This window comes from Pseudoalteromonas sp. S3431 (genome assembly GCF_000690035.1).
In the GTDB taxonomy this organism is placed as follows: domain Bacteria; phylum Pseudomonadota; class Gammaproteobacteria; order Enterobacterales; family Alteromonadaceae; genus Pseudoalteromonas; species Pseudoalteromonas fuliginea.
This window is the reverse complement of the sequence record NZ_JJNY01000033.1, coordinates 1-25194: the sequence shown is the minus strand read 5'-3', so window position 1 is coordinate 25194 and position 25194 is coordinate 1. Positions and strand designations below refer to the sequence as shown.

Annotated in this window: 13 protein-coding genes; all 13 read right to left on the bottom strand. The window is 37.6% G+C overall.

Features of this window, described 5'->3' with window-relative positions; all coding sequences use genetic code 11:
* Positions 1-24: 24 nt before the first annotated feature.
* Positions 25-1662 (bottom strand): hypothetical protein, encoded by a 1638-nt coding sequence (locus DO88_RS11215; RefSeq protein ID WP_033038916.1) that lies wholly within the window; start codon positions 1660-1662, stop codon positions 25-27.
* Between the two features lie 103 nt (positions 1663-1765).
* Positions 1766-3553 (bottom strand): Ig-like domain-containing protein, encoded by a 1788-nt coding sequence (locus DO88_RS11220; protein WP_033038915.1) that lies wholly within the window; start codon positions 3551-3553, stop codon positions 1766-1768.
* Between the two features lie 62 nt (positions 3554-3615).
* Positions 3616-7326: a TonB-dependent receptor gene (locus DO88_RS11225; protein ID WP_033038914.1), complete on the bottom strand. Its 3711-nt coding sequence runs from the start codon at positions 7324-7326 to the stop codon at positions 3616-3618.
* A gap of 673 nt (positions 7327-7999) precedes the next feature.
* On the bottom strand, positions 8000-10615 hold the full coding sequence (locus DO88_RS11230) for a hypothetical protein (RefSeq protein ID WP_033038911.1): 2616 nt from the start codon (positions 10613-10615) through the stop codon (positions 8000-8002).
* 808 nt (positions 10616-11423) lie between these two features.
* Positions 11424-13031: a methyl-accepting chemotaxis protein gene (locus DO88_RS11235; protein ID WP_033030335.1), complete on the bottom strand. Its 1608-nt coding sequence runs from the start codon at positions 13029-13031 to the stop codon at positions 11424-11426.
* Between the two features lie 73 nt (positions 13032-13104).
* Positions 13105-13515, bottom strand: a complete 411-nt coding sequence (locus DO88_RS0118280) for a hypothetical protein (RefSeq protein ID WP_033030333.1) — start codon at positions 13513-13515, stop codon at positions 13105-13107.
* 10 nt (positions 13516-13525) lie between these two features.
* The gene (locus DO88_RS11240) at positions 13526-14725 is read right to left on the bottom strand and encodes a hypothetical protein (protein WP_033038910.1); all 1200 of its coding nucleotides are present in this window, start codon (positions 14723-14725) and stop codon (positions 13526-13528) included.
* 130 nt (positions 14726-14855) lie between these two features.
* A complete protein-coding gene (locus DO88_RS11245; RefSeq protein ID WP_033038908.1) occupies positions 14856-15986 on the bottom strand; it encodes a Vgb family protein in 1131 nt (376 codons plus the stop codon).
* A gap of 92 nt (positions 15987-16078) precedes the next feature.
* Positions 16079-17950: a CRTAC1 family protein gene (locus DO88_RS11250; protein ID WP_033038906.1), complete on the bottom strand. Its 1872-nt coding sequence runs from the start codon at positions 17948-17950 to the stop codon at positions 16079-16081.
* A gap of 25 nt (positions 17951-17975) precedes the next feature.
* Positions 17976-19418 (bottom strand): sulfatase-like hydrolase/transferase, encoded by a 1443-nt coding sequence (locus DO88_RS11255; RefSeq protein WP_033038921.1) that lies wholly within the window; start codon positions 19416-19418, stop codon positions 17976-17978.
* Positions 19419-19486: 68 nt separating this feature from the next.
* Complete coding sequence (locus tag DO88_RS11260; RefSeq protein WP_033038905.1) at positions 19487-21010, bottom strand: sulfatase-like hydrolase/transferase; 1524 nt, start codon at positions 21008-21010, stop codon at positions 19487-19489.
* Between the two features lie 247 nt (positions 21011-21257).
* Positions 21258-22148 (bottom strand): family 16 glycosylhydrolase, encoded by an 891-nt coding sequence (locus DO88_RS11265; protein ID WP_033038903.1) that lies wholly within the window; start codon positions 22146-22148, stop codon positions 21258-21260.
* A 74-nt stretch (positions 22149-22222) separates the two neighbouring features.
* Complete coding sequence (locus DO88_RS11270) at positions 22223-24649, bottom strand: alpha-amylase family protein (RefSeq protein WP_033038901.1); 2427 nt, start codon at positions 24647-24649, stop codon at positions 22223-22225.
* Positions 24650-25194 lie beyond the last annotated feature (545 nt).

Below are 25194 nucleotides of genomic sequence, written 5' to 3'. Positions count from 1 at the left end.
TGGGATTAAAATTAAACGGCGCAGTTATTTGGTAATAAAATCGGTGGCGCTTTTAATACTGCCACCATTTTGATTAGTTCCATCTATGGCATTTTCGCGATAAATAACCGACTGGTTTCGTGTAATATCACCTGCATTAAGTCCTAATAATGAATAATCAAGATCTGCATCAGCTTGTATTGCAGCATCAATTTTAATGCTGTATCGACCACCAAATTTTCTGTAGCGCTTTTTAAGCGCGTTGCTACTCCCCTCATCTAAATCCTCTGAAGATGTTTGAGTTGGCGCTTTAATATTACCGTTAACTGTAAGTGATGGGTTATCATGGCGCTTAACTAAATCGTTACCGACATTGCTTTGAGAATATGAGGATGCAATTGCAATAGGCGCAATAGGTTGACCTAACCAGCGAGCGCCTGAGCCATCTCGTGGTAACTTAAATAATTGAAAATTACCGTTAGAGCCATTTGATGCTGTATCACGAATACCCTCGCGAGGTAAAAAATAGCTACCTGCTTTAGTAATATCCGACTGAAAGTTTGTATCAGTAACAATGTGCTTAACCGTTCCACTAATTGTTGTGTCAGTAAAATAGCCGCGCGTATAACCTATATCGTTAGTATCGGTCCAAACAGGTGCACTACCTGAGTCAGCCCAAATAACAAAGGTGCTATTTTTTCCTTTAGTTATGCCTTTAATTTTTACGTTTTCGTTTATTTTTGCATGTGGTTTTAAAAATATGGCTGCAAACCCACCTGTATTACTAATATCTTCTAATATAATATTTCTGTAAGCACCGTAGCGTGGTCCTGCTCGGTTTAATCTATCTGTTACAAGTCCACTACCAGGCTCTATACGTACAGTAATACCACGTTCGCCAGTAATGTTTTTAAAGTATAAATCTTCACCACTAAAAGGTTGAATAACGGCATAGCCTGTTGCTATTTTTTCTCCGCTAATATCAGCTAAGTAGCCTTTTTTAGGGATACGTGAATAGCTTGAGTTAAACACTACATTGCGATTTATATTAGTACCACCAGCGTCAGTTTTAACACCTGGTTGGCCATTATCATCTGCAACTAAAAATATATTGGGTGTTTGCGAAAAGTTATCTTTTTGATGTAGACGAGAAATAGAGAAATTTTCGGCATAACCAACTCTCACCATTCGTTTATCCTGAAAAATAGTATTGGTATTTACATCAATAATAAAACGGTCATTTTGGGTCGCATTTGTTTTTGCACCCGTTGTGGTTATTTCAATATTTTCTGCTTTTGTTCCATTGCCGCCACTTTTACCAAAATCAAACAAAATATTTTGATTCATTTTTAAAATTGTATCAGGCTCTATTTCAAGGCGAACATTAGAGGGCATTGATATTTTATTCAATGTGTACGTTCCTTTTTTAATAACTACTACACCACTAACTGCTGATGCAGCATTTAATGCATTTATAATTTTATTAGTGCATTGGCCTGGACTAGATGCACTATTGCTAGTACTGCATTGCCCAGTATTAGTGATTGTCGATTCAACGGTATTAGATATTGTATTGGTGAAGTATCCTGGTTTGTTACCGATTGAGGCGGCATAAGCTGAGTTGATCGACCAGCTTAATAATATTGTGTAAAACAAAGCTTTATTTCTGTGTGTGAGCATCATTACTATTCCTAGGTTTATAAATAGAATTGTCAGATATGTTTGGGGTTTACAATCACCTACTGCCTGAGCTTAAAAGAGACAATAGATAATTTTATTTGGGTACTTATTGGTCGGTGCGCACTACTGCGTAATCGTCAATCAAGATTGAATCACCCGTTGGTAGTCCATACACTTCCCAAAGGGTAAACACATCAGTTACTGAGCTCCACGTTGCTGGAATAGCCCATTCACGTGTACTAGTTGAATCCTCTTCAAACTCGATATATTGCCACTCTGTAGTGGCTGCGAGTGCTGCGCTAAATAAGCCGGCTTCTGAATAACGACCTGTAAATCCATTGGCATCCTCAGGTATGCCGTCATAAACCCACGGTACAACAACATGGCGTAACGTAACGGGTTCAACAGGCACTTGATTTAACTTAACCCACACGGCATAACGGTATGTTTTACCAACAGACTCGGCACCACCTCCATAGTTGGCGCTATACCAGTTCCGTTGTTTATTCCAAACTTGCTGAGTTGCAAAAGAGTACGGTGTATTCGCTTCACCTTGAGTTGCAGTACCCGCTGTAATTTCAAGCGAACGACCATTACCCGACACAGAGGTTGCCGATACGCTATAAGTGGCATTACCTTTATAAGGTGCGCCTTCACCATTGAGGTTAAAGTCGGTGTTAAAGCCTGCTTCGTGTTCAGACACTCCCGGCTCACACATTTGGTTATTAACAGTATTAACCGTAATACTTTTTTGCGAAATGAGTGATAAAGGTGTGCTTGCTGTATCGCCATCAATAAGTTCAACCGTTACCGTATTTGAGCTGTCTATTGTTGTAGGTGCTTTAACGGCAAGTACTTCTCCAAAGCCACTTTTAGCGGTTAAGCTTTTAGTAAATGAAACCTCATCACCAAGTGTCCAATCAAAAGTATATTCGCCACTTAACTCTGCGTTTAGTAAAGCAGGCTGCACTTTTACACCACTGGCCACACAGATTGGAACGTCCTTGTTACCTGAAGAAGCGCCTAACTCGTTTTTATCGTCGTTTGTTATTGCAAGACTAAAAGCACCTGTCACTGTAAGTGTGGCGTTTGCTGAAGCTTCGGGGTTATCAACACTTGTGGCTGTAATAGTCGTTTCACCGGTATTTTTAGCGCTAATAAGGCCATTTTCATCTATAGTTGCGATATCTTCATCTACAATTGAATAAATAAGTGCGGGGTTACACGCGTAACTTGGTATCGCTGATGCGAATACACTTGCTTGACCACCAGCAGGGATTTCAATCGGCGAGACGCTTACCTCAGTTACAACGTCATCAATAGCATTGACAGTTAATTGTAATGTACGAGTAGGCAGCGCACCGCCCGGAGCAATAACTGCACCATTATTGATAGAATATGTAATGTTATAAATAACTTGACTCGGAAAGTCTAAGTTACCATCAGCAATAGGGTTACCATCGCCATCTAAAGCGCCTCTTATATCGGTTTGGTCGCATTGTCTTAATGCCGCCGAAAACGCATCGGTATTTATAACTAATTTAGTGCTATCACTTGATTGCGTGAAAGGTGAAATTCGGTGTGACGCAATGGTATTAGCGCTTGTTTGTGGGGTAGTGAAATTATTATTAACCACAAACTCTAGCTCACTTACGTTTATGGTTGCTCCTGACTCAGAGGCTGGTTTACCGTCGATTGTTAGGCCTTGCAGTAAATCAATTTCTTGAACTCCGGACTCTTCATTTAATGTGCTCGTAATCACTGCGGTATCGATTACAAGTACTAAATCAGATTTAAACTGCGGATCGTAACCTTCATCCGTTCCGCCGCACCCTGTTAATACTGAAAATATAACACTGCTAATTGCTGTTTTTATTAGTAAGTTATGTTTCATCTTACTCTCCAAAATTTGTAAGGCAGCGAGCATAATGTGGCCCGCTGCTAATAGTTTCTCAATTAAAAGGTGCCGCGAAGACCAACACGGAACTGACGGCCTGTTTTCCAAACTGATGCTGTACGCGAAGTAGTTACACTGCCATCTTCAATTGCGTTGCCTTCATCAAGCACAACCTCTTGCGAGTTAGCTTCAAACGCATTACGCGTAAATGAACTGGTGTAATAAATTCGGTTAGTTTCATCAGTTAAGTTAAGTGCCTGAAAAGTTAAGCTAAAGTTTTTATTAATTTTATAACTTGAGCTAAAGTCCAAACGATGGGTTGCCTCTTGCCATGTAGCACCGCCAACTAAACCTCGGTTAACTAATTGCTCCCCGGTATAGCGACTCGCTAAACGTAATTGAATCCCTTTTTGTTCCCAATACAGTGTTGTATTTAGGGAATGCTTTGGAGTGTAAGGTTGTGGTAGTGGTTTTAAAAATATATCGGTATTACCTACCTGCTGACGATCAGATTCTGAATCTTGATAGGTATAGTTCATGTTTAAACCTAAGCCACCCCAATAACTTGGTAAAAAGTCATAGTTTTGGTTGTAACCTAGTTCAACACCTTTGATATCTGCGCCTTTGCCATTGGTTACTGTGGTTACGTTTACAACGTCACATTCAATGCGCCATTGGTCAAAAAAGCCCGCAACTTGCCTAAGTGGCATACAATCTTCTTCGCCACCTGGTGTTCTATTCTCATCGTAATCAAGTAATAAATCGGCTGTTTGTAAATCGTATTCAGTCCTAACGTCTTTGTAGTGATACGGAACCACAACCGTTTCTTCAAAGTCTTTCATATCCTTGTAAAAGAACGCTGCCGAGAGCAAGCCTGAATCACTAAAGTACCACTCATAAGACAAGTCGAGATTGGTTGATTTAAGCGGTTTTAAATTTGCATTTCCTGCTGAGCCATTAGCAGAGTCCCATTGTTGTTCAAAAATTTGTGTACGTGGGTTTAATGAATCAAAACGAGGACGTGTCATTGTTCTACTAACAGCAAAACGTGCAATCATTTCTTCGTTAACTGCATAGTTTAAGTTCAAGCTAGGTAAATAAGCGTCATGTCCGCCTTTTTTAGTTACCCATGCAACGCGGTCTTGTACTTCACGTCCGCTACCTTGTGTCCCTGTAAATGAGGTTGTTCTGTCTAAAAACGGCCAAATTTGTCCGTTGCTTGCAAAGTGTGCCCACGCATTAGCTGACGTTGGAACTAAATTTCCGTTGCTGTCGTAAATTAAAGAAGGTAATGCATTGTTAGCTATAATGTTGCCATTTTCATCTACAAACACTTGCTGATTTACACCCAGTCCGGTGTTGCCATCAGCCCCAGGAATTCCAAACTGACCCGTTTGCGGATCAACAGGGAAAGTAGCCGGGTTTGAGCGGTTATACGCATGGGTGATTTGCCATGCCCAACAGTTTTGTAGCTCAGCATCGTTTGCTGGTGTGTAACGATGATCAGGCTGACCCGTGTCAGATACCCCCATAACAGCTGCCGGACAGGCATCTAAATTTGTATTTGCTAAACCGCGCTCAACTAACAAATTGTACGCATCAACCATTTGTGGAAAACGCGTATAGTTAATACCGCCTACACCAGTTGCTGTTGTGTCATCTTTTACATACCTAAGGCCTAAGTTACCTGTTAGCTTGCCATCCATCAGCTCAAAGTTTGCTTTAAAATAAGCGGCTTTTGTTTCGGTTTCAATATTACGACTGCCTGTAATGGTTTCGCGTATACCTACTTCACCTGCATCTTTGCCTGAAACAATTTCAAGCGCTTTTTCGGCATCAAGTAACGGCCAGCCATTAAAAAACTCTGCAGAGCGGTCTGATTGAATATCTTCACCAAAATTATCGTAAGGATAGGCACTATCAGCGATTATATCGGCTAAGCGAATTGTACCAAGCCCACGTACTTCAAAAGCTTGATCAGGGTCTTCTAAATCTATTAAGTCACTGCCATTTGTGGTTGCTCTATTTTGAATAGAGACATCTTTTTTACGATTTGACCACTTAACTCCAAACTCGATCGATCTGATAAAGTCACCATCAAGCGCATAGTCAAAATCAACAAACAGTGATTTGTTTGTATCCGCTAATTTATTTTTACGCAGCACTAAACTACCTAAGTGATTGTGCTGCATGTCATACGGGTTAAAACGGCTGTATACCGCATTAGACGTACCATCAAAGGCATCAAACTCACCTGGAGTAACGCCAGTTGAGTAACTACATTCTCCACTGCCGCCACAGTCGTAACCAACCATTTCGTGGCTGCCATCCGGCATTGATTCAACTATTTGACGACCTGCCGTGCCCCATGTAGCTGTACTAATAGAGATAAAACGATCTTTCTCATCATCGTCTGGTGTTTCATCTGTTGTTTTAGAAAAACCAGCTCTTACATTCATATTTAATGAATCAGTTACCTGATAATCAATATCAAGTGACGCTACATTAGTATCAATTTCTCTAAGTCCGTAGGAGCGAACAAAGTTACCGCCTGTAGAGCGGCTACTTGATTGCTGTAAGGTATTGGTCGATAAATCAACCCCGTTTAGTGCTGTATTGTCATCACCGGCATAAATTAAAGGTGTTACAGGTCCCATGTTTAAACGCAGTCGTTGACTGTCGGTTAACACATCTTGCTCTGTATGAGTTACATCTAGCTGAATATCAAGTGACTCTGTTGGTTGGTATTGAAAACCTGTAGATACTGACAAGCGATCTCGTTGGTCATTATTTAATGTAAAATCAATAACCTCACGCGCTAAAACAAATAAATCACCTTCATGTAATATTTGCGTTTCAGGGTCGTAATTATTAAGTGAACTCAGTGGGTTTAATAATGCTTCTCCATTCTCACCAAAAAGCTTATTTCCATCAGCATCACGTTGATTGCCAAGTACCCTAATTGCTTTGCCTGTAACGGTGTCATGTGCTGTACGGCCTGTCGCATCATCTAAATCAACGATAGGAATTGCGCCGTTAGCCCAATCGGTATTGATACGATCTTGTCGTGTTTTTTGTGTATCTTTAGAGGCGGTGATAATAAAGCCAAAGGTGTCGTCAAAGTATTTATCAGAAAAGCTAAAATTAATGCGTGAGTCACTTTCATCAGAAAACTCGTTGTAGCGCCCTTCAACCGTAAAAGAACGACGTGGTTTGTTTAAATTTAGCGGTTTTACAGTTCTCAGTACAACACTTGCGCCGAGTGAGCCCTCATCATTATCAGCAGAAGATGTTTTAATTACATCGATAGATGACAATATATCTGACGAAAAAGAGCTTAAATCAACACTGTTATCGTTAGTCGCGCCCGCACTAGAGCCATCGGTACTTAGCCCGCCGGTAAGTGCTACACCATTCATTGATATTTGATTTAAAGAAGGTCCGGCACCACGAATTGATATACGTGTTCCTTCACCGCCTTCTTCTTGAATACTCACCCCTGTTACTCTAGATAGTGCATCAGCGATGTTTTGATCTGTTGATTTACCTACATCTTCAGCATGAATTGAGTCACTTACGTTGTCGGAAAAGCGCTTTGCGTTTACCGCTTTTCGTAAGCTACTTTTGATCCCTTGGACTTCAATTATTTCGATATCTTTTTGTAGTTTTATTTTCTCTTTTTCTTCATCTTCTTGTGCAAAAGCAGATGATGAAATAAGCGAAACAATAATAGCTGCAGAGACTGCTGATAACCTAAAGTTATGCTGCATTGTGTGCTCTCCTGTTTATCGGCATCGTTTTTCTCAATGCCAGTGTGTGATGATGTTGTCTGTTTTTATTGTTAGTTAAGCGCTGTAGGCTAAATTAATGTGCATCTTAGCTTCTAAAATTTAGACTTGAACAAACGGCTAACTTATGACCAAGTTAAACATATGACCTTTGCATTTACAAGCTGTTTACTTTATTTTTTACATTTTTATGTATTTGGGTATTTAACATTGAAACATTGATATTATAAAAATTAACCACCTCAAATCTGCTTATATATGGGATCTATTTAACGTTAAGAAAATTAATCAAAGATTTATGCAGGTTGGTATAACTCTTTTATTGGTACTAAGAAGTAATTAATGAGATTTTTAATTCAGCTAGATAGGAATTTTAACGATTGATATTACAAAATAAAAATGTATTTATCTTATACTGTATGCAATAAAAAGTAACAATGCTAAGTTGGTTTTTTAGTAACAAACATAATAATGTTAAGGGCAATTTAATTGCCCTTAACATTATATTTATATGCAAAAGTCCTGAATTTATAACGCTGTGAAAGTATAATTTAGGGTTAATTTGCTAAAAATATAATCCTGTCGCCCCAGATAAAATCTCAGAGCTATTCGGTAATAACAAGATTACTAAACAGGTAAAATAACTCACAACACATTATTCATTTGCATGAGGTTCACAAGTAAACTCACTGTCTTCATCCGCTCTTAATAGATCAAACTCATCTATGCAAACAGGGTTTGCTGCTGTACCAACGGCAGCATTGTTTATATTAAAAAAACTTTTCACCCAATTTGCAGGAACAACACCATACACAAATGGATCAGGTTGCATCGGCTGACGGCGCTCGTCATTAATAGCAAATACATTTTCTCGCAATTTAAGTGCTTCTAAATCTAAGCCGTCAAGCCCATCTTCAGTATGGCAACTTGTACAAAAAGCATTATTAGATGAGTCAGGTCTAGGCCGGTCAAAAAATAACGGCCCTTCAGGAAAATTGATACTATCACGCACACTTACTAAGTCAGCTGGAATATTGCCTAAATTTGCAGTTAAATCGCCAGTATTATCTAAATAACAAACATATTTTGTTAAATCCATAATGTTGTTACTTGCATTAACGTCTCTGTTTACATAATTATCAATTATTCTGTGTAACGTGTTATCTACAGTGTTAGACCATTCTGTCCAGCGAGAATTTGCTTCACTCCCTATTCCAGCAATCGTTCCATTAGCCATATTACAAGCAACTTCTGGGTTAAGTTCTTGTGCAAAAACTTTAAAATCATCTATCCAACCAATAAATTGGGTTTCGCTTCGATCACCAGCACCAATAATTATATTGCCACCTGCATGCAATCGAAAAAGCGGCTGGTCGACCGTTAACATATCAACAGGATAACCGTCTACAAACGTTAAAATCTCTGTTGATGATGCTTTGGCAGATACTTGAAATCCTAAGTGTACCCAGCCATAGTCATTATCAATTGGAGTATTATCAGGGTTTCGTAAAATTGGTTCATCAATTAAATACGTTCCAACAACGTTATTACTAGGATCTTTAAAAACCAATGTTTTACCCATTTGTATACTAATACTTGAGCCATCAGAGTACGTCACTAAACGCTTGTCACCTGGTATATTTTTATCTCTTTGATCAATAAAAAGCCCGTAATACAATGTTCCTTGCATAAATTGAGCGGCACGTTCATTACTTTGCTCAGGTATTCTAAAACTAACTCCTTGACCTTGTTCTTTTATCCACAGTCCTTTGCCATTGATACCACCGTTAGCAATAGGCTCGACTCTTGGTTTTATACCTCGACTCGGTAATAGTTGGCCATAACGAGGTACTCTCCATTCACTTGAAGAAATAAGTGGCGCTCTACCTGCTACTACAGGTGCTAAAAGGCGCCCGCCTGTAGCTGTATTTTGAACCGTATCTTCTACAATTGCTCTTAATCCACTCGGTCGCAAATCAATAACTTGAGCCATATTGGCATTAATAAAACTATTGGGGTTGAGGTAGTCATCAAATGCAAGTTCGTGTGTACCTCGCCCAGAACTAACCAGCCAACTTACATCTGCTGGAGTTACTGGACGCATTGTATTTTTAAAGTAATTAAATCTATGTTCATTAGAATCAATAAAAGTCGTATTTCCAGAACTCGCTAATGGATGATTGTCCTCATCGTTATCGCGTCCATTTCCTACCCTTATTGGTGACCCCGAATCATAGAGGTCTATTAAACGGTGAGCCGCATCGGTTCCATTTAAAGAGTAATCAATGTTGTTAATAAGGTTATCTAGTAAAACCATTTTTCCTCGAGTCCACAACCCTATAATTACACGACCATTTAATATGCCGCCATCTTGAGCTTCATCACCAGTTGAGCACTTATCTATATCAGTGAAACATTCAGAACTAGTGACTCTTGAATCAACAATTTCATTTTTTTTATTACTGCGCTCAACTAAATCATAGCCAATACTTGTAATTGAAATATTATCAGCATTTTTATCAATCCATGGATAGGTACCAATCGGCTGGGTCTCAGCAATGACATCACCTTCAGTATCTCTAAATAACTGCATAGCAAAGCCAAATTTTTTATTTATTGAATCGTCGTATGGCGCATGACTTAATGGTCTAATACTTTGTGAAGTCCATTGCTGAACATCACAAGCCGCAAAGTCATTGCTTGCATCACTATCACTATTTTGTTCATTGTATAAATATACGTTATCTGAACGCGTTGCTACGCGTTTACCTGTAGAATCTTCATAAAAAACCGAGGTTCCGGCATTTGCACGTAAAAAAAGAAGTTTACCGTCACCGGCTACATTGGGTTCTAAAAAACCTTTCATTGGTATTGAAGCACCCCTATATGGATTTAGAGTTGTTTTAACCCGATCAATTATATCCCCAGGCCTATTTTCTACTCTTTCAGGTAACCTAACTTGAATAATCTGAGCGCGAGCCGTTTTAGGGTTAGACACTTCAACAGTTACCGGTATACCAAAAATAGTACGCGAATCTGTACTTATAATATTACCATTTTCATCTTCAACACTAACTTTCTCAATATTATCGCCCCTTATAATCGTAAGATCGTAGCAATCATTTAAGCTGCTAACACCGCATGCATAAGGGTTTTTCTTAGTTGATTTTTTATCAAAAGTAGGATCGCATATCCCTTGATGTGCTGTTGAGCTTCCGCCGTAAAAATTATTTAAAGTCGAATTATTAATCGCTGCACCATTAAATGTCATTGTATTATCGGCATTTATTATTATGTTGCTTCTCCTTGCGCCGGGAACCAAAGCATCGGGATGAGCAAGTATATCGCTCCCGGAACGATGCTCAATAAATGCTTTATTAAAATTAGGATGCGCTGGATCATCAAATTTTTCAGGTACCTGTAAACGAAAGACTAAGTTTCCATCTCTTTGTGGCTTATGAGAAATACTTATACGTCCATCAGCCGTTGTTTGTAATGCCGGAAAGTCGCTCGCGTGTATTGCGGAAAACCTGTCTCACTACCAATTTGAGTTGTCATATGCACATCTCGAACGATAGATGGCCTTTCTGGTACGGCCCAAGAATGGAAAGAAAGTACCAAAACACTCAATTTTATTACTTTAAGATTCACAGTTAATCTCCTAATTCAAAAAACAATAAACATACTATGTTTAATTACATTGGATGTTATTATTTGTTTTTTGAATGATCAATGTTTATTTTTTGTCAGATAAATGTTTGTTTTTTGTTGGGTGATAAAAAATAGGAGTACATCTGGGAAAATCAAGTATCAAAAAAGGTAAAATAGTCATTAACTAAAGTTGACAAAAAGTGAATTTATATGGGTATACGAAAAATTTAAAAGCAGTAAAGTCAGATAGATATTTAGATAAGGTATATCAATTTCTCATTAGATCATAAAAGAAAGGTCTTTGTTAACAGTTTTACTTTTTCTAATTCAAATAAATTAAACTGACAGTGGTTCACTTTTATTAGTACCTGTCAGTTTAGATTAATAAATTTAATTACGTAAAAAATATTTAAATTTTCCAATATAAATTAAACATTAAACCGGCTAACTAAATTGTACATTTTATTGCTGGTTTGCTTAATAGAGTCACCTAAATCAACAAGTTTCGCACCATGATGTAATGAACTATCACTCATCTTACTAACTAAGTTAATAGTGCTGTCTATTGACTTACATGTAGCTGACTGCTCTTCCGCAGCTGAAGCTACTTGGGTATTGAGCATAAGCATATCGTTTACAATCGATTTAATTTCGACTAAACTTTGGCTAGACGATTTTGATGCTTGAACAGTTTTAACCGTAACTTCTGAACTGTGCTTCATTGAATCAACAACTATATTTGATGATAATATAAGTTCATTAAGTAGATTTTGAATTTCAAGAGTAGACTGGTGGGTTCGATTAGCAAGACTACGAACTTCATCTGCAACAACAGCAAATCCACGTCCTTGCTCTCCAGCTCGTGCAGCTTCAATTGCTGCATTTAAAGCAAGCAAATTTGTTTGCTCAGCAATACCTTGAATCGTATTTAATATACCGTTTACATTGTTAACCTGTATTTTAAGTTGATCAACATTACTAGAGGTTCTATCAATATCTTTAGATAAATTATTAATATAATCTACAGATGTTTGAGCATGTATATTTCCACTTTCAGCTGAAGATGTTGCAACTTTAGCCAAGCCTGATGCCTGACTTGAATTTTCAGTAATATATTCAACGCAAGTTAATAGCTCTCGAATAGCGGTTGTTGATTCTTGTACCGATTCATTTTGCTTGTTATTTTCTTCATTAGATTTTTTAGTGCTAGATATCAATTCTATTGAAATTTCTTCAAGGAATGAGGATGCAAATATGACCTCTGAAATGATAGAGTGGAGCTTAACAACAAAATCATCAAAGCTGCTAGCTAAATCACCTAGTTCATCGTTGTTTTTGTAACTGATTCTGTTAGTTAAATCAGCACTACCTTCAGAAAATTTCTTCAATGAATCTGTTATTAATGCAATGTTATTTATAATGCTTTTACTAAGTAATACACTATAAACAAGTAAACTTAACACCCATATAATAGAAACAACAGTAGTAAACCAACGAGCATTACTAGCCTTTAATTCTATATTTTTCACACTGTTTTTTAATTGTTTATCTGCCATTAACTCTAAATTATAAAGATCATTTTTTAACTCAAGAAGACGTTTGTTATTTTCAACCGCTTTACTTTGCAAAACTTGAATAGACACATCGCCATTAATAAATTTGTTTGCTAATTCAATACTACTTTTTTGATACATTTCAAATTTATTTAACAGTTCACTAACCCCTTCAAATTGAACATCATCATTTTTTACTAAGGTTAAATTATTTTTAATCTTGATCGCGAACTGTTCTACTTCCTGTAGCATATCACTATCACCAATAGTGACACTCACATTGATGGTAGATTCCATTTGCCCTAAATATAATTTACTTTCTTTTATAGCAAGTAAGGTGGGATATAAATTATTTTGAAGCAACTTAGCATTTTTAGTCATAGAAGATAAAGCAAAGTGATTAATAGTAAATATTATAATAAACCCAAGTAGAGCAGTTACAGAGACAGAGATAATTTTTTGCTTTATAGTTAAATTAAACATATAGCTTTATTTCCATTTATAGATCACCTCTCAAATATCTATATAATATTAGTGAGATGATCTATTTCTAAGGTTATTTAGATAAAACACTTACTTTATCAGTAACTTCTGTACTATCTATATACCCTATAAAACTGGGATTACTAGATATCATATTTATAAGCTCTTCACTATTTGAGATTTCTTTTGGAGGTTTACCTTTGCCAGTAAAGACTAACCTAGTCCAATAAGCGCTTAACTGTGCTTCTGATTTATTAGTATATTTACTGTGAAATTCACTTTTAAGAGGAGCTTCTGCTGTACGTTCGACAATAGTGATATGCGTGCCGTCAGGCAAACTTTGACGTTTACCTAAAAATAAATTTTTAACCTCCGCAGGGGTTAATGTGGCACTCAGGCTTGGGTTACCAACAACAACTACTTCAGCTTGTACGAATGCTGTTTGAAAACAAAGAGCGCTAGCTAATATTAATATTTTTTTCATGTGCCTCTCCTTAAAAAACAGCTTGTAAGCTAACGCTATAAAGTAAATTATCAATATCTCTAGTGTTACCATTTACACCTGTAGATGTATGTTCATAACTATCAACTTGCGCTTTAAATGCTAAATTACTCGAAATATCGTAACGTGATCCAATTGACAGAATACTTTGCTGAAATGACTTTTGCAGATTAAAACGAGTAACCGTGTTTTTTTCATCATCAGCAACATAAGTGTCAACGTTTAAACCACGCTCACTATCATCTAGCGTTTCTCTATATTGATACATAACATAAGGTGTAATATCACCAAAACGATAGCCTACTGAAGCATAATACTTACCATTATCTTGTCGGCCGCCCGTCGTTATTTCAAAAATAGCCTCTGCGTCAACCTTCCATAATCCATCATCAAAACCATAGCCTAAAGAATAAAAGGTTTGTCTATCCCCGGCGTAGTAACCTTCCTCTTCTAGTCTTTCGTTACCTTGACTATCTGTATAAGTAAAGTCGCTTAGATCCCCAGGCTCTGTTCGTGTTGTAGCACCTAACTTAAACAAATGCTCATCTATAGAATAAGTGGCATGAACCCCCATAATATCGTCAATTGTGTAGGTTTTATTGTTATTAGCAGCAGCTTTTGCACGAGGGTCTTCATTCTGCCCATAAAAGGCTTGAACTTGCACTGTTCCATCGCCTAAATAAATATCATGCAATATTTCAATACCGGTGTGGCGTTGAACCTTATTATTTGCATAAATTAACTCAGGGGTTCTTAGCCATAAATGAGCAAAACCAGTGTCTTTATAATCACTGTCTTTATAAAGAGGCACACGTAAAATACCTCCTCGTAGTTTTGTTTGATCTGACAATTTATAACTTAAGTAGGCTAAATCAACACCAAAGCTGTCGTCATAGGGACGGCTTTCAGCAAAAAACTTAGTTAATAAAGTGAAATCTAATTTTTCTGATGCTTTAAAATCAATTTGAACGCCCCCCCAAGTCTCAGATGTTGCATTTATTTTCGTATCATAAGCTCTAAAAAATGTGTTCTCTTTTTTTGCCGTTCCAGCGGTTAAATTTAAATAACCAGAAATTTTAACTTTATCTAGTGCAGCAGCAAGCTCGTCTATTTGTGTGTTAGCACTAGCAGTAAATCCGGATTGCATTAATAAAAAAGACGTTATAACGGAGTACTTAAAACTTTTTCTCATCATTCACCCTATTTGTTTATATTTAATGTCCAATGTATTATTACATATGATGTTTGTATTATTAATACATTTTCACTCTAAATTTAATTATCTAATCAAAAAAATTAAAATATCGATTTAAAGTAGATGGTTAATTATCTATTAACTTAATTTCACTTACTGTATAAGGCTTGCCATGCCCAGTATTGGCAATGCCTGAGCCTGTAAGTAAGTCAAAATTAGACACAAGCAGAGAGCCTTTGTAATAAATAATATCGGCAGGTTGGTCTAACTCGCCATTTTCTGAATTATTATCGGGGTATGATGCAATAACAGTTACATTCTGGTGTGTATCAATTTTTATAACTTGATTAGTTAAAAAACCTGCAGCGTATAAATTACCTTGAGGGTCTATAGTAAGGCCATCAGGTCCGCTTCCTTTTGGAAGTGTTGCGTAGGTACTTTGGCTAAGCAGGTTATTGTTTGCATCAAGCGTTAATTTATAAATTAAGTCGTCACCTAAGTTGGTCACAAACAAGTTACCCTGTGCGTCAAACACTAAGCCATCAAGTCCAAATTTACGTTGCTTATTAACAGTTTTAGCTAAAAACAATAAATGTGGATCATCTATATTGTTTGTCACTAATATATTCGTATCTGTGGCCTTAAAACGATATATCCCACTGAGAGTCTCGGCCTTATTTTTACTTGGCACACGCAATTGAGTTACGTAAATATAGCCATTTTGATAGCGTACACCGTTTGGCGAACTCATGCCTTTGGCAACGACTTGAGTGTTAATAACTGCATTATTCTTTAAGGTAAGTTTAAGTAATCGGGCTCTGCCAGCGCCTTGGTTATCGGCTACAAATAACGAACCATCGGGGGCATAGGCAAGGCCCATAGGACGACCCTTCCCTTTATTATTTGGCCCCGATAACTGGGCTATTTTAGTAAACGTGTTGTCATTATTAATATTAACCAGCACACCCGCTTGTAGCCCTTTATTGGCATAGTTAACGCACGATAAAGTAAGTTCTCCTGTAGGAGAGACAGCAAAAGCGTCTGGGGTTGGGCAATAATCAGGGAGTGATGCAAATAAACTCGCACTATTAAGCATTGTATTAGACGTTTTAACAGACGCTAAAGATGCACTTACTTCCCCTTTATTTATGCTTTTATTATTGCTTTGAGCCATGTGAGTACTGCAACCAAACACAGTAAATAAGCACACTAAACCCGCTAATTTATTTTTAAGATGAGTGATGTTGTTTTTATTCATTATTGCTCTCTTTTGCACTTAATTTTTGCGAAAAAAAAGCAAGGCTTGTTACCAAACCTTGCTTTTTACCTCTCATAGTTAACTCTTTTGCATTAAAGATTGGTTACTTTATCTATACCAATCTTAGATTTACTTATCACTTCGCCATTGCTGTAACGCACACTCACGTTATCTATTTCGTTGCACTGACCCAAACCAAAATGAACCACGTTATCAAATGATTGTGTATAAGGTGCTGCATCAGGCGATACTCGCTTTGTTAGGGTTTTACCACAGCCTTTAAGTGTCGCTATAGCACCAATTGGGCTTGTATTATGCTTAAGTGAATTACTTATACGCAGTAATGCATAGTGATTACTGTTATTGGCTTGATTACTAAATAAGTGCCACTGACCTCTGTCGTTATTCATAATAATATCGATCTGGCCGTCTAAGTTGTAATCAAATACATTTGCGCCTGAACCAATGGTACCTAAGGTATTTGTAATTAATCCCGAATGAGTAGCTTGGCTAAATGTATTATCGCCATTATTTAAATACAGTATTTGCGACGTGGGGGTTACCAAGTTACCTTGTTTAACAACAAATAAATCTTGATATCCGCTGTTGTTAAAATCACCTACACTCACTCCCGTGGTATTTAAATTGGTTTTAACACCGACTTTATCACTTACATCAACGAACTTTCCACCTTCATTTTTTAATAACAAATCTGATGGTGCCACTGGCTTTTTATTTTCTGCATAGTGCTTAACACCGGTTACCACTCCCGTAGTCGGTGAAAACGTATTACCCGCCATGCGCCACTTATTATTACCTATATAACCAACATAAAGTCCTTTATTAGGTTGAGTATCAGGCCATCCTAAGCCGTTACTGCTAACAATATTAACGTTTTGACCGCTGTGCCTTTCACCTTCAAATTTGTATTTATAGGCACCTTCTCCTACAAACACATCTTGATTCGGATAAGGGGATTGGTAATTAACTATATTGAGCGTGTCGCCAATAAGTAAGTCGTTGAATTTAAATGACCCGCGTTTAGTATAAAAACCAAATGTTTTGCTTTTAGCATCAAAAAACGTATCGCCTGCTTGTAATGGGTTAGCACGACTTATATATAAATCAAAGTCACCATCGTTATCAAAATCAATTTCGCTAACACCCGTCGCATCCATTATTTTATTAGGTAAAATGTTGCCGGTTACGTCACTAAAGGTAAAGTCGCCATTGCCTTTTAAAATACGTAAAGCGCCGTCGCCGTAAATCACTAAATCGTCAACTTTATCGTTATTAAAATCGGTAATAAGGACTTTTTGACCGTCTCGATTAGTTTTTGGTAAATCAGTTGCGTGGGTTATATTGCCACTACCATCATTTTTATAAATAAAATTACTGGTTTGTTTACCGCTATTAGCCTGCGGGAATCCCATTAGTAATAAATCTAAGTGGCCGTTGTTATTGGCATCAAAAAACTTACTAGTGCGCCCACGTAACGTTGGCAATTTGGGTGAAAAATCACCGCCTTCAATAATTTCTCTTTTGTTAAAGTGAAATAACTTAGCATTACGCGCGTTATCGCCAGAGCCACCACCACGCGAAAGCAAAATGTCCATTTTGCCATCTTTATCGTAATCGCCTACGCCAATACCGTGCATATCACCCACAATAAGATCGCGCCCTTTGTCGTAAACGCCTTTATTGTTCCAATACAAACGAATGGTATAACCATGATCAGTAAGTAATAAATCAGGGTAACCGTCTTGGTCTAAATCGCTTATTAATGCGTTATCCCATTTACGGCGGTTTTTGTTTTCTAATTTAATTGCTTGGTGTTGCTCAGTAAATAATGTGCTGCTAGTTGTTAGCTGAGCGCCCGCTAGGGCACTCGCTCGTTGACAACCTAGTAAGCTTGCGCTCATGCATAATAAAGAAACATGCCATACAATTGTTTTTACTTTCATAAAGCCTCCTTGAATTTGATGAAACTTACTTGGTTGTCTTAAACGTTTTATCAAATCGTGGCATGGCATCTAATCGCCAATTCGCACCTTCAGTAGTTTCGTGAAACCATTTTGGCTGTTGGTTATCCCAGCTCCATTTTTCCATTTCGCGAACCATGTCGGTTAACAGTGCCTTGTTAGATTTACTTACATCATGTTTTTCAGAAACATCGTTTTCGATATTAAATAACTGCCACGGTTGCTGGTTAACTTTTAATGCTTTCCACTGGTTCATACGAATTGCAGCATCGCTGTAACCTTTACGATGGCGAAGTGCATAAATAGGCTCATCTTTATGTGGGTTTTCATTTTTAATAAACGCAGGCCACATATTTGTACCGTCTAAATGTTGGTTTTCTTCAACTTTAGCGCCCGCTAAAGCTGCAAATGTTGGGTACAGATCAAGTGCCGATACAGGATGCGAAAAGCGTTTGCCCGCAGGTACATGCTTAGGCCAATGAAACAACATAGGGACTCTAAAGCCACCTTCTTGTGTACTGCCCTTACCTGCTTTAAGTGGGAAGTTATTAGCACCTTTACTTAATTTGCCACCGTTATCACTCATAAATACGATAAGCGTATTATCATATTGATTATTTTTTTTCAGGGTTTCTACTAGTTTACCCACGCCGCGGTCAACTGCGTAAACCATACCTGCGTAGGTTTTACGGTCTTTATTTTTTATATTAGGAAACATCGCCATATCTTCATCCTTAGCTTGCAATGGCACATGCGGTGCGTTGTAAGCTAAATATAAAAAGAATGGATTTTTTTTGTTCACTGCTTTGTCTACAAAATTAACGGCTTCGCGCGAAAGTGCATCAGTAATGTACTGCGTTTCTTTTACTTCTTTGCCGTTGTGCTCTAGCGGTGTAATGTACTCAAAAATATTTTTTAAGCCTTGTGCCTGTTGCTTTTTATACTGGGGTTGGTACTGATCAGGAAAGTAATTATGCCCACCCCCTAAAAAGCCATAGTATTCATCAAAACCACGTTTATTTGGATGATACTGCGGCGCATCGCCCATATGCCATTTACCTAATGCACCGGTAAAATAGTTGTTTTCGTTTAGTAGTTTACTAATAAACTTGGCGTCAGTAGGCACGCCTACGTTTGAGCCGCGTGTAGGTAAATTAAATTGTGAGCCAATCTTATGTGGATAACGACCGGTCATTAATGCCGCTCGGCTTGGGCCACAGAATGGGTGCGCTACGTAAGCGTCTGAAAAAGAGGTACCCGATTTAGCAAGATCATCAATATTTGGGGTAATAATGTCCTTAGAGCCATTAAAACCAACATCTGCATAACCTAAGTCATCTGCAACAATAAGAATAATATTGGGTCTTTGTTCACTTGCGTGTCCCCCCGCAGAGCCAATTAATAATGCAAGCGATGATAAAGCGCTCAATAATTTTGTGTGTGTTTTCATAGTGCCAATCTCAATTTTGAAAATAAAAATAGTAGGCCAATTATGGCCTACCAAAGGGCATTACTCGGCTATAAAAAAGCTTTCATGTGGTGGTTAAATTTTGTTAATGATGGGTCGTCAATACGGTTTAACTCTCCCGCCATTTTATGCACTAAATCAGTAAGCTGTTTTTTGTATTTAGGATTATCTATTTGGTTTGTGATTTCATACGGATCATTTTTTAAGTCGTATAATTCATCGCGGCTATCACCTGGATTCCATACAAATTTCATTTCAGGGGTACGTATAGCTCTAATACCAAACCATCCGCCGTTGTACCATTCGTAGGCATATAACGAAATATCATCTTTACCAGCATCCGCACTATCACCTTTTTTCATTAATGGTAAAAGTGAACGCCCATCTTCGTCGCCATCAAGTGGTAGTGTCATCCACTGGCGAAGTGTTGGCGCTATGTCGAGCATAGACACTTGGCGGTTAATTATTTTAGGCTCAAGGCTAGGGTCACGAATAATAAGTGGCATACGCATTAATTCGTCATACGCATATGGGCCTTTGTCATAAAGGTTATGCTCACCTAACATACTGCCCTGATCGCCGACTAAAATAATGTGCAGGTCGTCGTATAAACCTTCTTCTTTAGCCGTATTAATAAGCTCGCCAACTGCGTGGTCAATCATGGCAATGGCACCATAGTAAAAACTATGTGCTTTGCGCCAATCGGTTTCACTCATATGACTTACGTCATGCCAAGGCCACCAAATATCATCTTGCGCCATTGGTTTATGTTTACGTTTTATACCAAAGTTTTTGGGAAGTTTTATATCTTTGTAGTCGTACATGCTGGCGTAAGGCTCTGGTACTCGGTACGGTGGATGAGGTTGTTCAAAGCTAACAATACCAAAAAATGGCTTGTCTGATTTAGCCGCATTTTGCAGCATTAGTTTGCCCTCGTTTACTTCTTTAGCCGTTACTGTATCAGCATATGTACCCGCAAGTGTTTTGTAGTAATCATGCTTTTCGCCATTTTTATCACGTTCTCCTGCGTTCATACGGGCTACATTTTTTTGCGTTTGATAAGGCGTAAAAGGACGGCCGTTACGCTCTTCATCTTTATCGTGCCCCCACATAAAGTTTGCACCGCGCAGTGCTGGGCCTTGTGCACCTAAATGCCATTTACCTACATAGCTAACATCGTACCCTATGCTGGTTGCACGTTTAATTACGCTGCCTTCACTAAGTGATAACTCCGAAAGACGAGAGTGATAAAGACCTACGTTATCGTCAAGACCCGTTTTATGTCCCCAGCGCCCAGTAAACATAGCCGCGCGCGAAGGTGAGCATAATCCAGTAGAAGTCATCGCTTGATCAAATCGCGTGCCTTCGTTTGCTAATGCATCAATATTTGGCGTTGAAACTGGGCCATTACGATATGAAAACGTATCAAAGCGCATATCATCAAACAGTAAAATAAGCACATTTGGCTTTTTGATTTCAGAGTTTTTGAGTTCTGCATCTTTTGCATATAAATTTGTAGCAAATAATGTGCAGCACCCTAACAGCATCACCATTTTTATTTTAAATAAGTTCATGTGTGTGTCCTTTTAAACAACTAAAAATTGCTACGTCAGTGTTTTAGCAATCAGCTTGTACTTTATTATGAAAGCATGAAATTAATTTTAATAATATAAACATATGATGTTTGCATTGGCAACAAATAAATTTAAACTTGGCTAATATTTATACTTTAAAACTTATATAAATGTTGACAATAAACTCGTGTTTTATCATTTACATAAAAGGTATTAAATGCTTTATTAGAATTGCTTGTAAGGCTTTCTATTGCTTTAACCACGTTCTCACGTAATCAACTTCCATTGATGTTGGAAAACCTTGTGCAGATTGATTATCTGAAGGATAAAATTGATTACATTTCCATTGTGTATGCGGTGTGCGTAAACCCTGCGACAATGTTAAGTTCATCTCTCTGTGCCAGTACAAATTCTTTTTATAGCCAACCTGAACATTATCTACATACCATGTAATGTCGTCTTTTGTTACATTAACCCCATAAGTATGAAAGCTATCACTGGGATCAAATGGTAAATGATAGCCATTATGGTTTGTTTCTGGCGAGCTACCAGGTCGCATCCACTTGGGTGCGCCATCTTTTATAACAATATTATGTAGGTCGTGGTCCGACTCTTGAAGCGTCTGTTTTTGAGTTAACTCAACTACATCTATTTCACTATATTGCACATCACCTTCATTCGTTAAAGTACGATCTATTTTGCTGTACATCCAAAATGCAGGTGACACTCCAGGAAATTTATCCGCACCTTTAATACGCGCCTCATAATATCCGTAACTCCCTGTTGCCCTAGATTTAGCAACTCCCGAAGTGTAAAACAACCTATAATTAGGTACTTTTGTTTTATTGCAGCCATCCCAAAACGTTCTTAAATGCGTTTCTCGTTTAGTAGTTAGCTTTAATATGCCTTCAGAAACACTGGCATTTTCATCTTTCCAAGACCAAACACCATAGTTTTCTGTTTGAAAATTCCATTTTTCAGCATCTTTACTATCAAACTCATCTGAGCGCTCAGTTTGTAAAACCCAATTTTCGCCTGGTTGCGCAATATGAGGCATCGGTTGCGCATTAACTCCTGCACTACCAAATATTAAGCTCAACGATATTACTATTAGTTTAACCTTGTTATTTGTTTTCATTTTCTATCCACAACTTAATGTATCGTATTAATTAAAAAGCGAGCACATAGGTATGTACTCGCTAAAAAAATTATTTATTGAACAGTAACTTCAACAAGCAAGACACCCTCAGAAGGGACATCAAAGCTGGTGTTCATTTTATTACTCGTCATTAAGTTTTTAACATGAATAGATTTACCATTTTTAAGCGACAGATCAACGGTCGCTGTTGTATGGCCTAAATTTAAAATATTAACCAGGTAACGACCATTATCTTGCTTAACAGTACGCCATGTTGTGGTTTTAAATGATTCGCCATTATCTACTTTTACAACAACATCAGGCGTGCTACCCGAAACCTCTGCAAGTGCAGTTTGTTTAATAGTTTCAACGTCTGCACCTTTTGGCATAACAATAAGCTTTCCTTTATTGGCAACTAACTTAGCCTTACGTGGATGTCCGTATTCATCTAAAGACAAGCTTTTCGCTGAGTCTAAAATAACGGTCCCACCTTTGTTTAAATATCCTTGAAGCGCTTTAAACTCTTCATCTGTAACAAAGTTATTGCGATAAACCAGTATTGCATCCCAATTGTTGTTATCTTGCTTTTCTATTACATTTTTAGTGACAAAACCAAGCGGGAAACCTTCAAAAAATAAATTTTCGTAAAGTTTGTAGCCCTTTGTCATATAGTCACTTGTATTGATCGCTGTTGTTTCAGAATAAAATAGTCGAAGAGGACGACGCTGCTCTCTAAGTTCTATAATTTCCTCAGAAAAACTATTAAGATCAAACATCACTTGAGTAACTTCGTTAGTTACATGTGGCTGCATGTTATTAGAGCCTGCAAATGCACCACCAAGACCTGGGTCAAAAAAGTCGAGATCACCTTCTAAGCGATCCTCAGGTGAACCATCTGGATCACGCGCCCAAAACCAACCCATATTGGCATCCATTCCAAGTAGAGTTGCAAGCCAATAAACACTTCGAACATAACTTGTACGTGTGTCTAAATCTCGCCACTGACCCGAAGATAAAAAGTGAGATTCTGAATTTACATTAATTTTATTAGGTGCAACTGATTCCATAAAGTCATGAAACATCGTTACAATGCCCCAATTGTAAGCGTATTTCTCAATCCACTTAGAGGACTTACCAGGACGAATGTTTTCGCTTCCAAAAGACTTAGCATCGTGCCCTACCATAGTTGTTAACTCGGCTAATGCTTCTGTATCAATTCCACCAGAACGCGAATCATCCATAAACATACGCGGCATTATTTTTATATGAGTATCTGCATCTTTATTTACAGAATGTAATTCATTCTGAACGTAAGTAAACCAGTCTGTACTTCTGTCCATATTGTAACGCGTCCAGTCATACCATTTAGGCTCGCCTTTAATCGTAGGATCGATAGGTATCTCAATGGCTACATCAGAAAACTGACTAAAATGCGTTCCCCAGTTTTCATTTAGCTCGTTAATATCACCTTGGTACTTTTTATCTAACCAGCTTCTAAACTTGTTTAATGTGTATGAAGAAATACTGGTCATTTCTTGAAATTTTTGTGTCCAGTGGCCTTTTTCAGCATACCAGTGTGGTTCATTAGCTAATACAAACCCTACTTCAGTTACTTTTTTACCTTTAGTAAGCTCGCCCGTTTTACGGATTATTTTACCCCAAATCTCTCGTGCCAATGGGTTATCAATATCGAATCCAGTAAATAACGAGCGGCCTTTTCTAACTTCTGGTTCTTGCTCTTCAACCCACTTTGGAATACCCATTAACCAATAAACCAAAAAACCAATGTTGGTATCAGGGATGCGCGTTAGCTCTTTCATTAATTCTTCGTCAAAGGTGCCATCTTTACGCACTAAAAAAGAATTAATAGCGCGGTCATGGTCGACAGGATATAAATCTTCACCACCATGATAAAGCGCGCCTAAATGATCGTTATAAACATCTTTATTAGTAAGCGGCTGCCCTACCGTTTTTGAAAAATAGTCATATAAAAATATTGGCTTACCATTACTTACAAACATATTGTCTTGTGCTTTGGTATTTTGCCAATCAACTTTATTTACAGGGCGACGTTTAATCTCACCAGCCAGCTCTTTGGATAAATCGTCTATACCTTTATCTAAAATTTGAATTACCTTTATACGCTCAAAATCAGGAAGATCTTTTGCTAACTGCTCTTTTGTGTCTGCGTAGTAACGTTCATAGCTAAACAACTTAACAACAGCGTCGTAATTGTTTTCATCCCAGTTAGCAAACTTTAAAAACTGTTCTGCAAACCAGATAATGCTCTGCTCACGCGTTACATCAATTTGCTTACTTTGTGCTTGTTGCATCATTTTTTTTAATTTTTCTATTTTTAGAGTCGCAGTTTGCTCGTATTTATTTTGCGTTGCGCTTAGCGTTTCATTGTTATCAACTTTAGCTACGCTTTCTTGCTGCGAGCATGCTGTTGTAAGCAAAAATAAGGGGGCTAGTGTGAAGCCTAAAAGATGTTGTCTCATATTTTTCTCCCGTTGAGGTCGTTATCTGTTAACAGGTTTTTGCACTGTTGTTATTATTTAATATCGACAACATACATCATATGTTTATATTTGTAATTCCTTTTCTTTGCCAAAAGTAAAATATTTCATGGTGGGATCCCACACTTATTTATAATAAATATTTAAATATGAAATACTTTATATCTAATTTATATATGAATACTTTTTGTATTTCGATTGGCACTCTAGTTGATGATAAATTAGGGCATTGATAGAGAGAAGTTTATCTGGGCGCTTATATTTTCAAGGTCATTGGTGCCATCTACATCAATCTTTTTTGTACGTTCGTAGGAGAATCGACCTGAAGATCGAATGCTCAATTTGGTTTTTCACAAAGTACTGTTGTAGTGATAATGTAATCTATAATGGTATTAAAATTTAAGGACAAATAAATAGTAGTACGAACTTAATTACGTGGTTCATGCGCTACTTTGACATGGTAGAAAGTGGCAATTCAACCTACTCGAAAATACAAAGTAGTCATCAACTGTATTAGTTCAGACAAG

What these genes read in the sequence shown, in the direction of transcription:
- DO88_RS11265 (WP_033038903.1), bottom strand. Translation starts at nt 22,148, where the DNA reads ATGAAAACAAATAACAAGGTTAAACTAATAGTAATATCGTTGAGCTTA.
- DO88_RS11225 (WP_033038914.1), bottom strand. Translation starts at nt 7,326, where the DNA reads ATGCAGCATAACTTTAGGTTATCAGCAGTCTCTGCAGCTATTATTGTT.
- DO88_RS11260 (WP_033038905.1), bottom strand. Translation starts at nt 21,010, where the DNA reads ATGAACTTATTTAAAATAAAAATGGTGATGCTGTTAGGGTGCTGCACA.
- DO88_RS11235 (WP_033030335.1), bottom strand. Translation starts at nt 13,031, where the DNA reads ATGTTTAATTTAACTATAAAGCAAAAAATTATCTCTGTCTCTGTAACT.
- DO88_RS11255 (WP_033038921.1), bottom strand. Translation starts at nt 19,418, where the DNA reads ATGAAAACACACACAAAATTATTGAGCGCTTTATCATCGCTTGCATTA.
- DO88_RS11220 (WP_033038915.1), bottom strand. Translation starts at nt 3,553, where the DNA reads ATGAAACATAACTTACTAATAAAAACAGCAATTAGCAGTGTTATATTT.
- DO88_RS11250 (WP_033038906.1), bottom strand. Translation starts at nt 17,950, where the DNA reads ATGAAAGTAAAAACAATTGTATGGCATGTTTCTTTATTATGCATGAGC.
- DO88_RS11240 (WP_033038910.1), bottom strand. Translation starts at nt 14,725, where the DNA reads ATGAGAAAAAGTTTTAAGTACTCCGTTATAACGTCTTTTTTATTAATG.
- DO88_RS11245 (WP_033038908.1), bottom strand. Translation starts at nt 15,986, where the DNA reads ATGAATAAAAACAACATCACTCATCTTAAAAATAAATTAGCGGGTTTA.
- DO88_RS0118280 (WP_033030333.1), bottom strand. Translation starts at nt 13,515, where the DNA reads ATGAAAAAAATATTAATATTAGCTAGCGCTCTTTGTTTTCAAACAGCA.
- DO88_RS11230 (WP_033038911.1), bottom strand. Translation starts at nt 10,615, where the DNA reads ATGACATTTAATGGTGCAGCGATTAATAATTCGACTTTAAATAATTTT.
- DO88_RS11215 (WP_033038916.1), bottom strand. Translation starts at nt 1,662, where the DNA reads ATGATGCTCACACACAGAAATAAAGCTTTGTTTTACACAATATTATTA.
- DO88_RS11270 (WP_033038901.1), bottom strand. Translation starts at nt 24,649, where the DNA reads ATGAGACAACATCTTTTAGGCTTCACACTAGCCCCCTTATTTTTGCTT.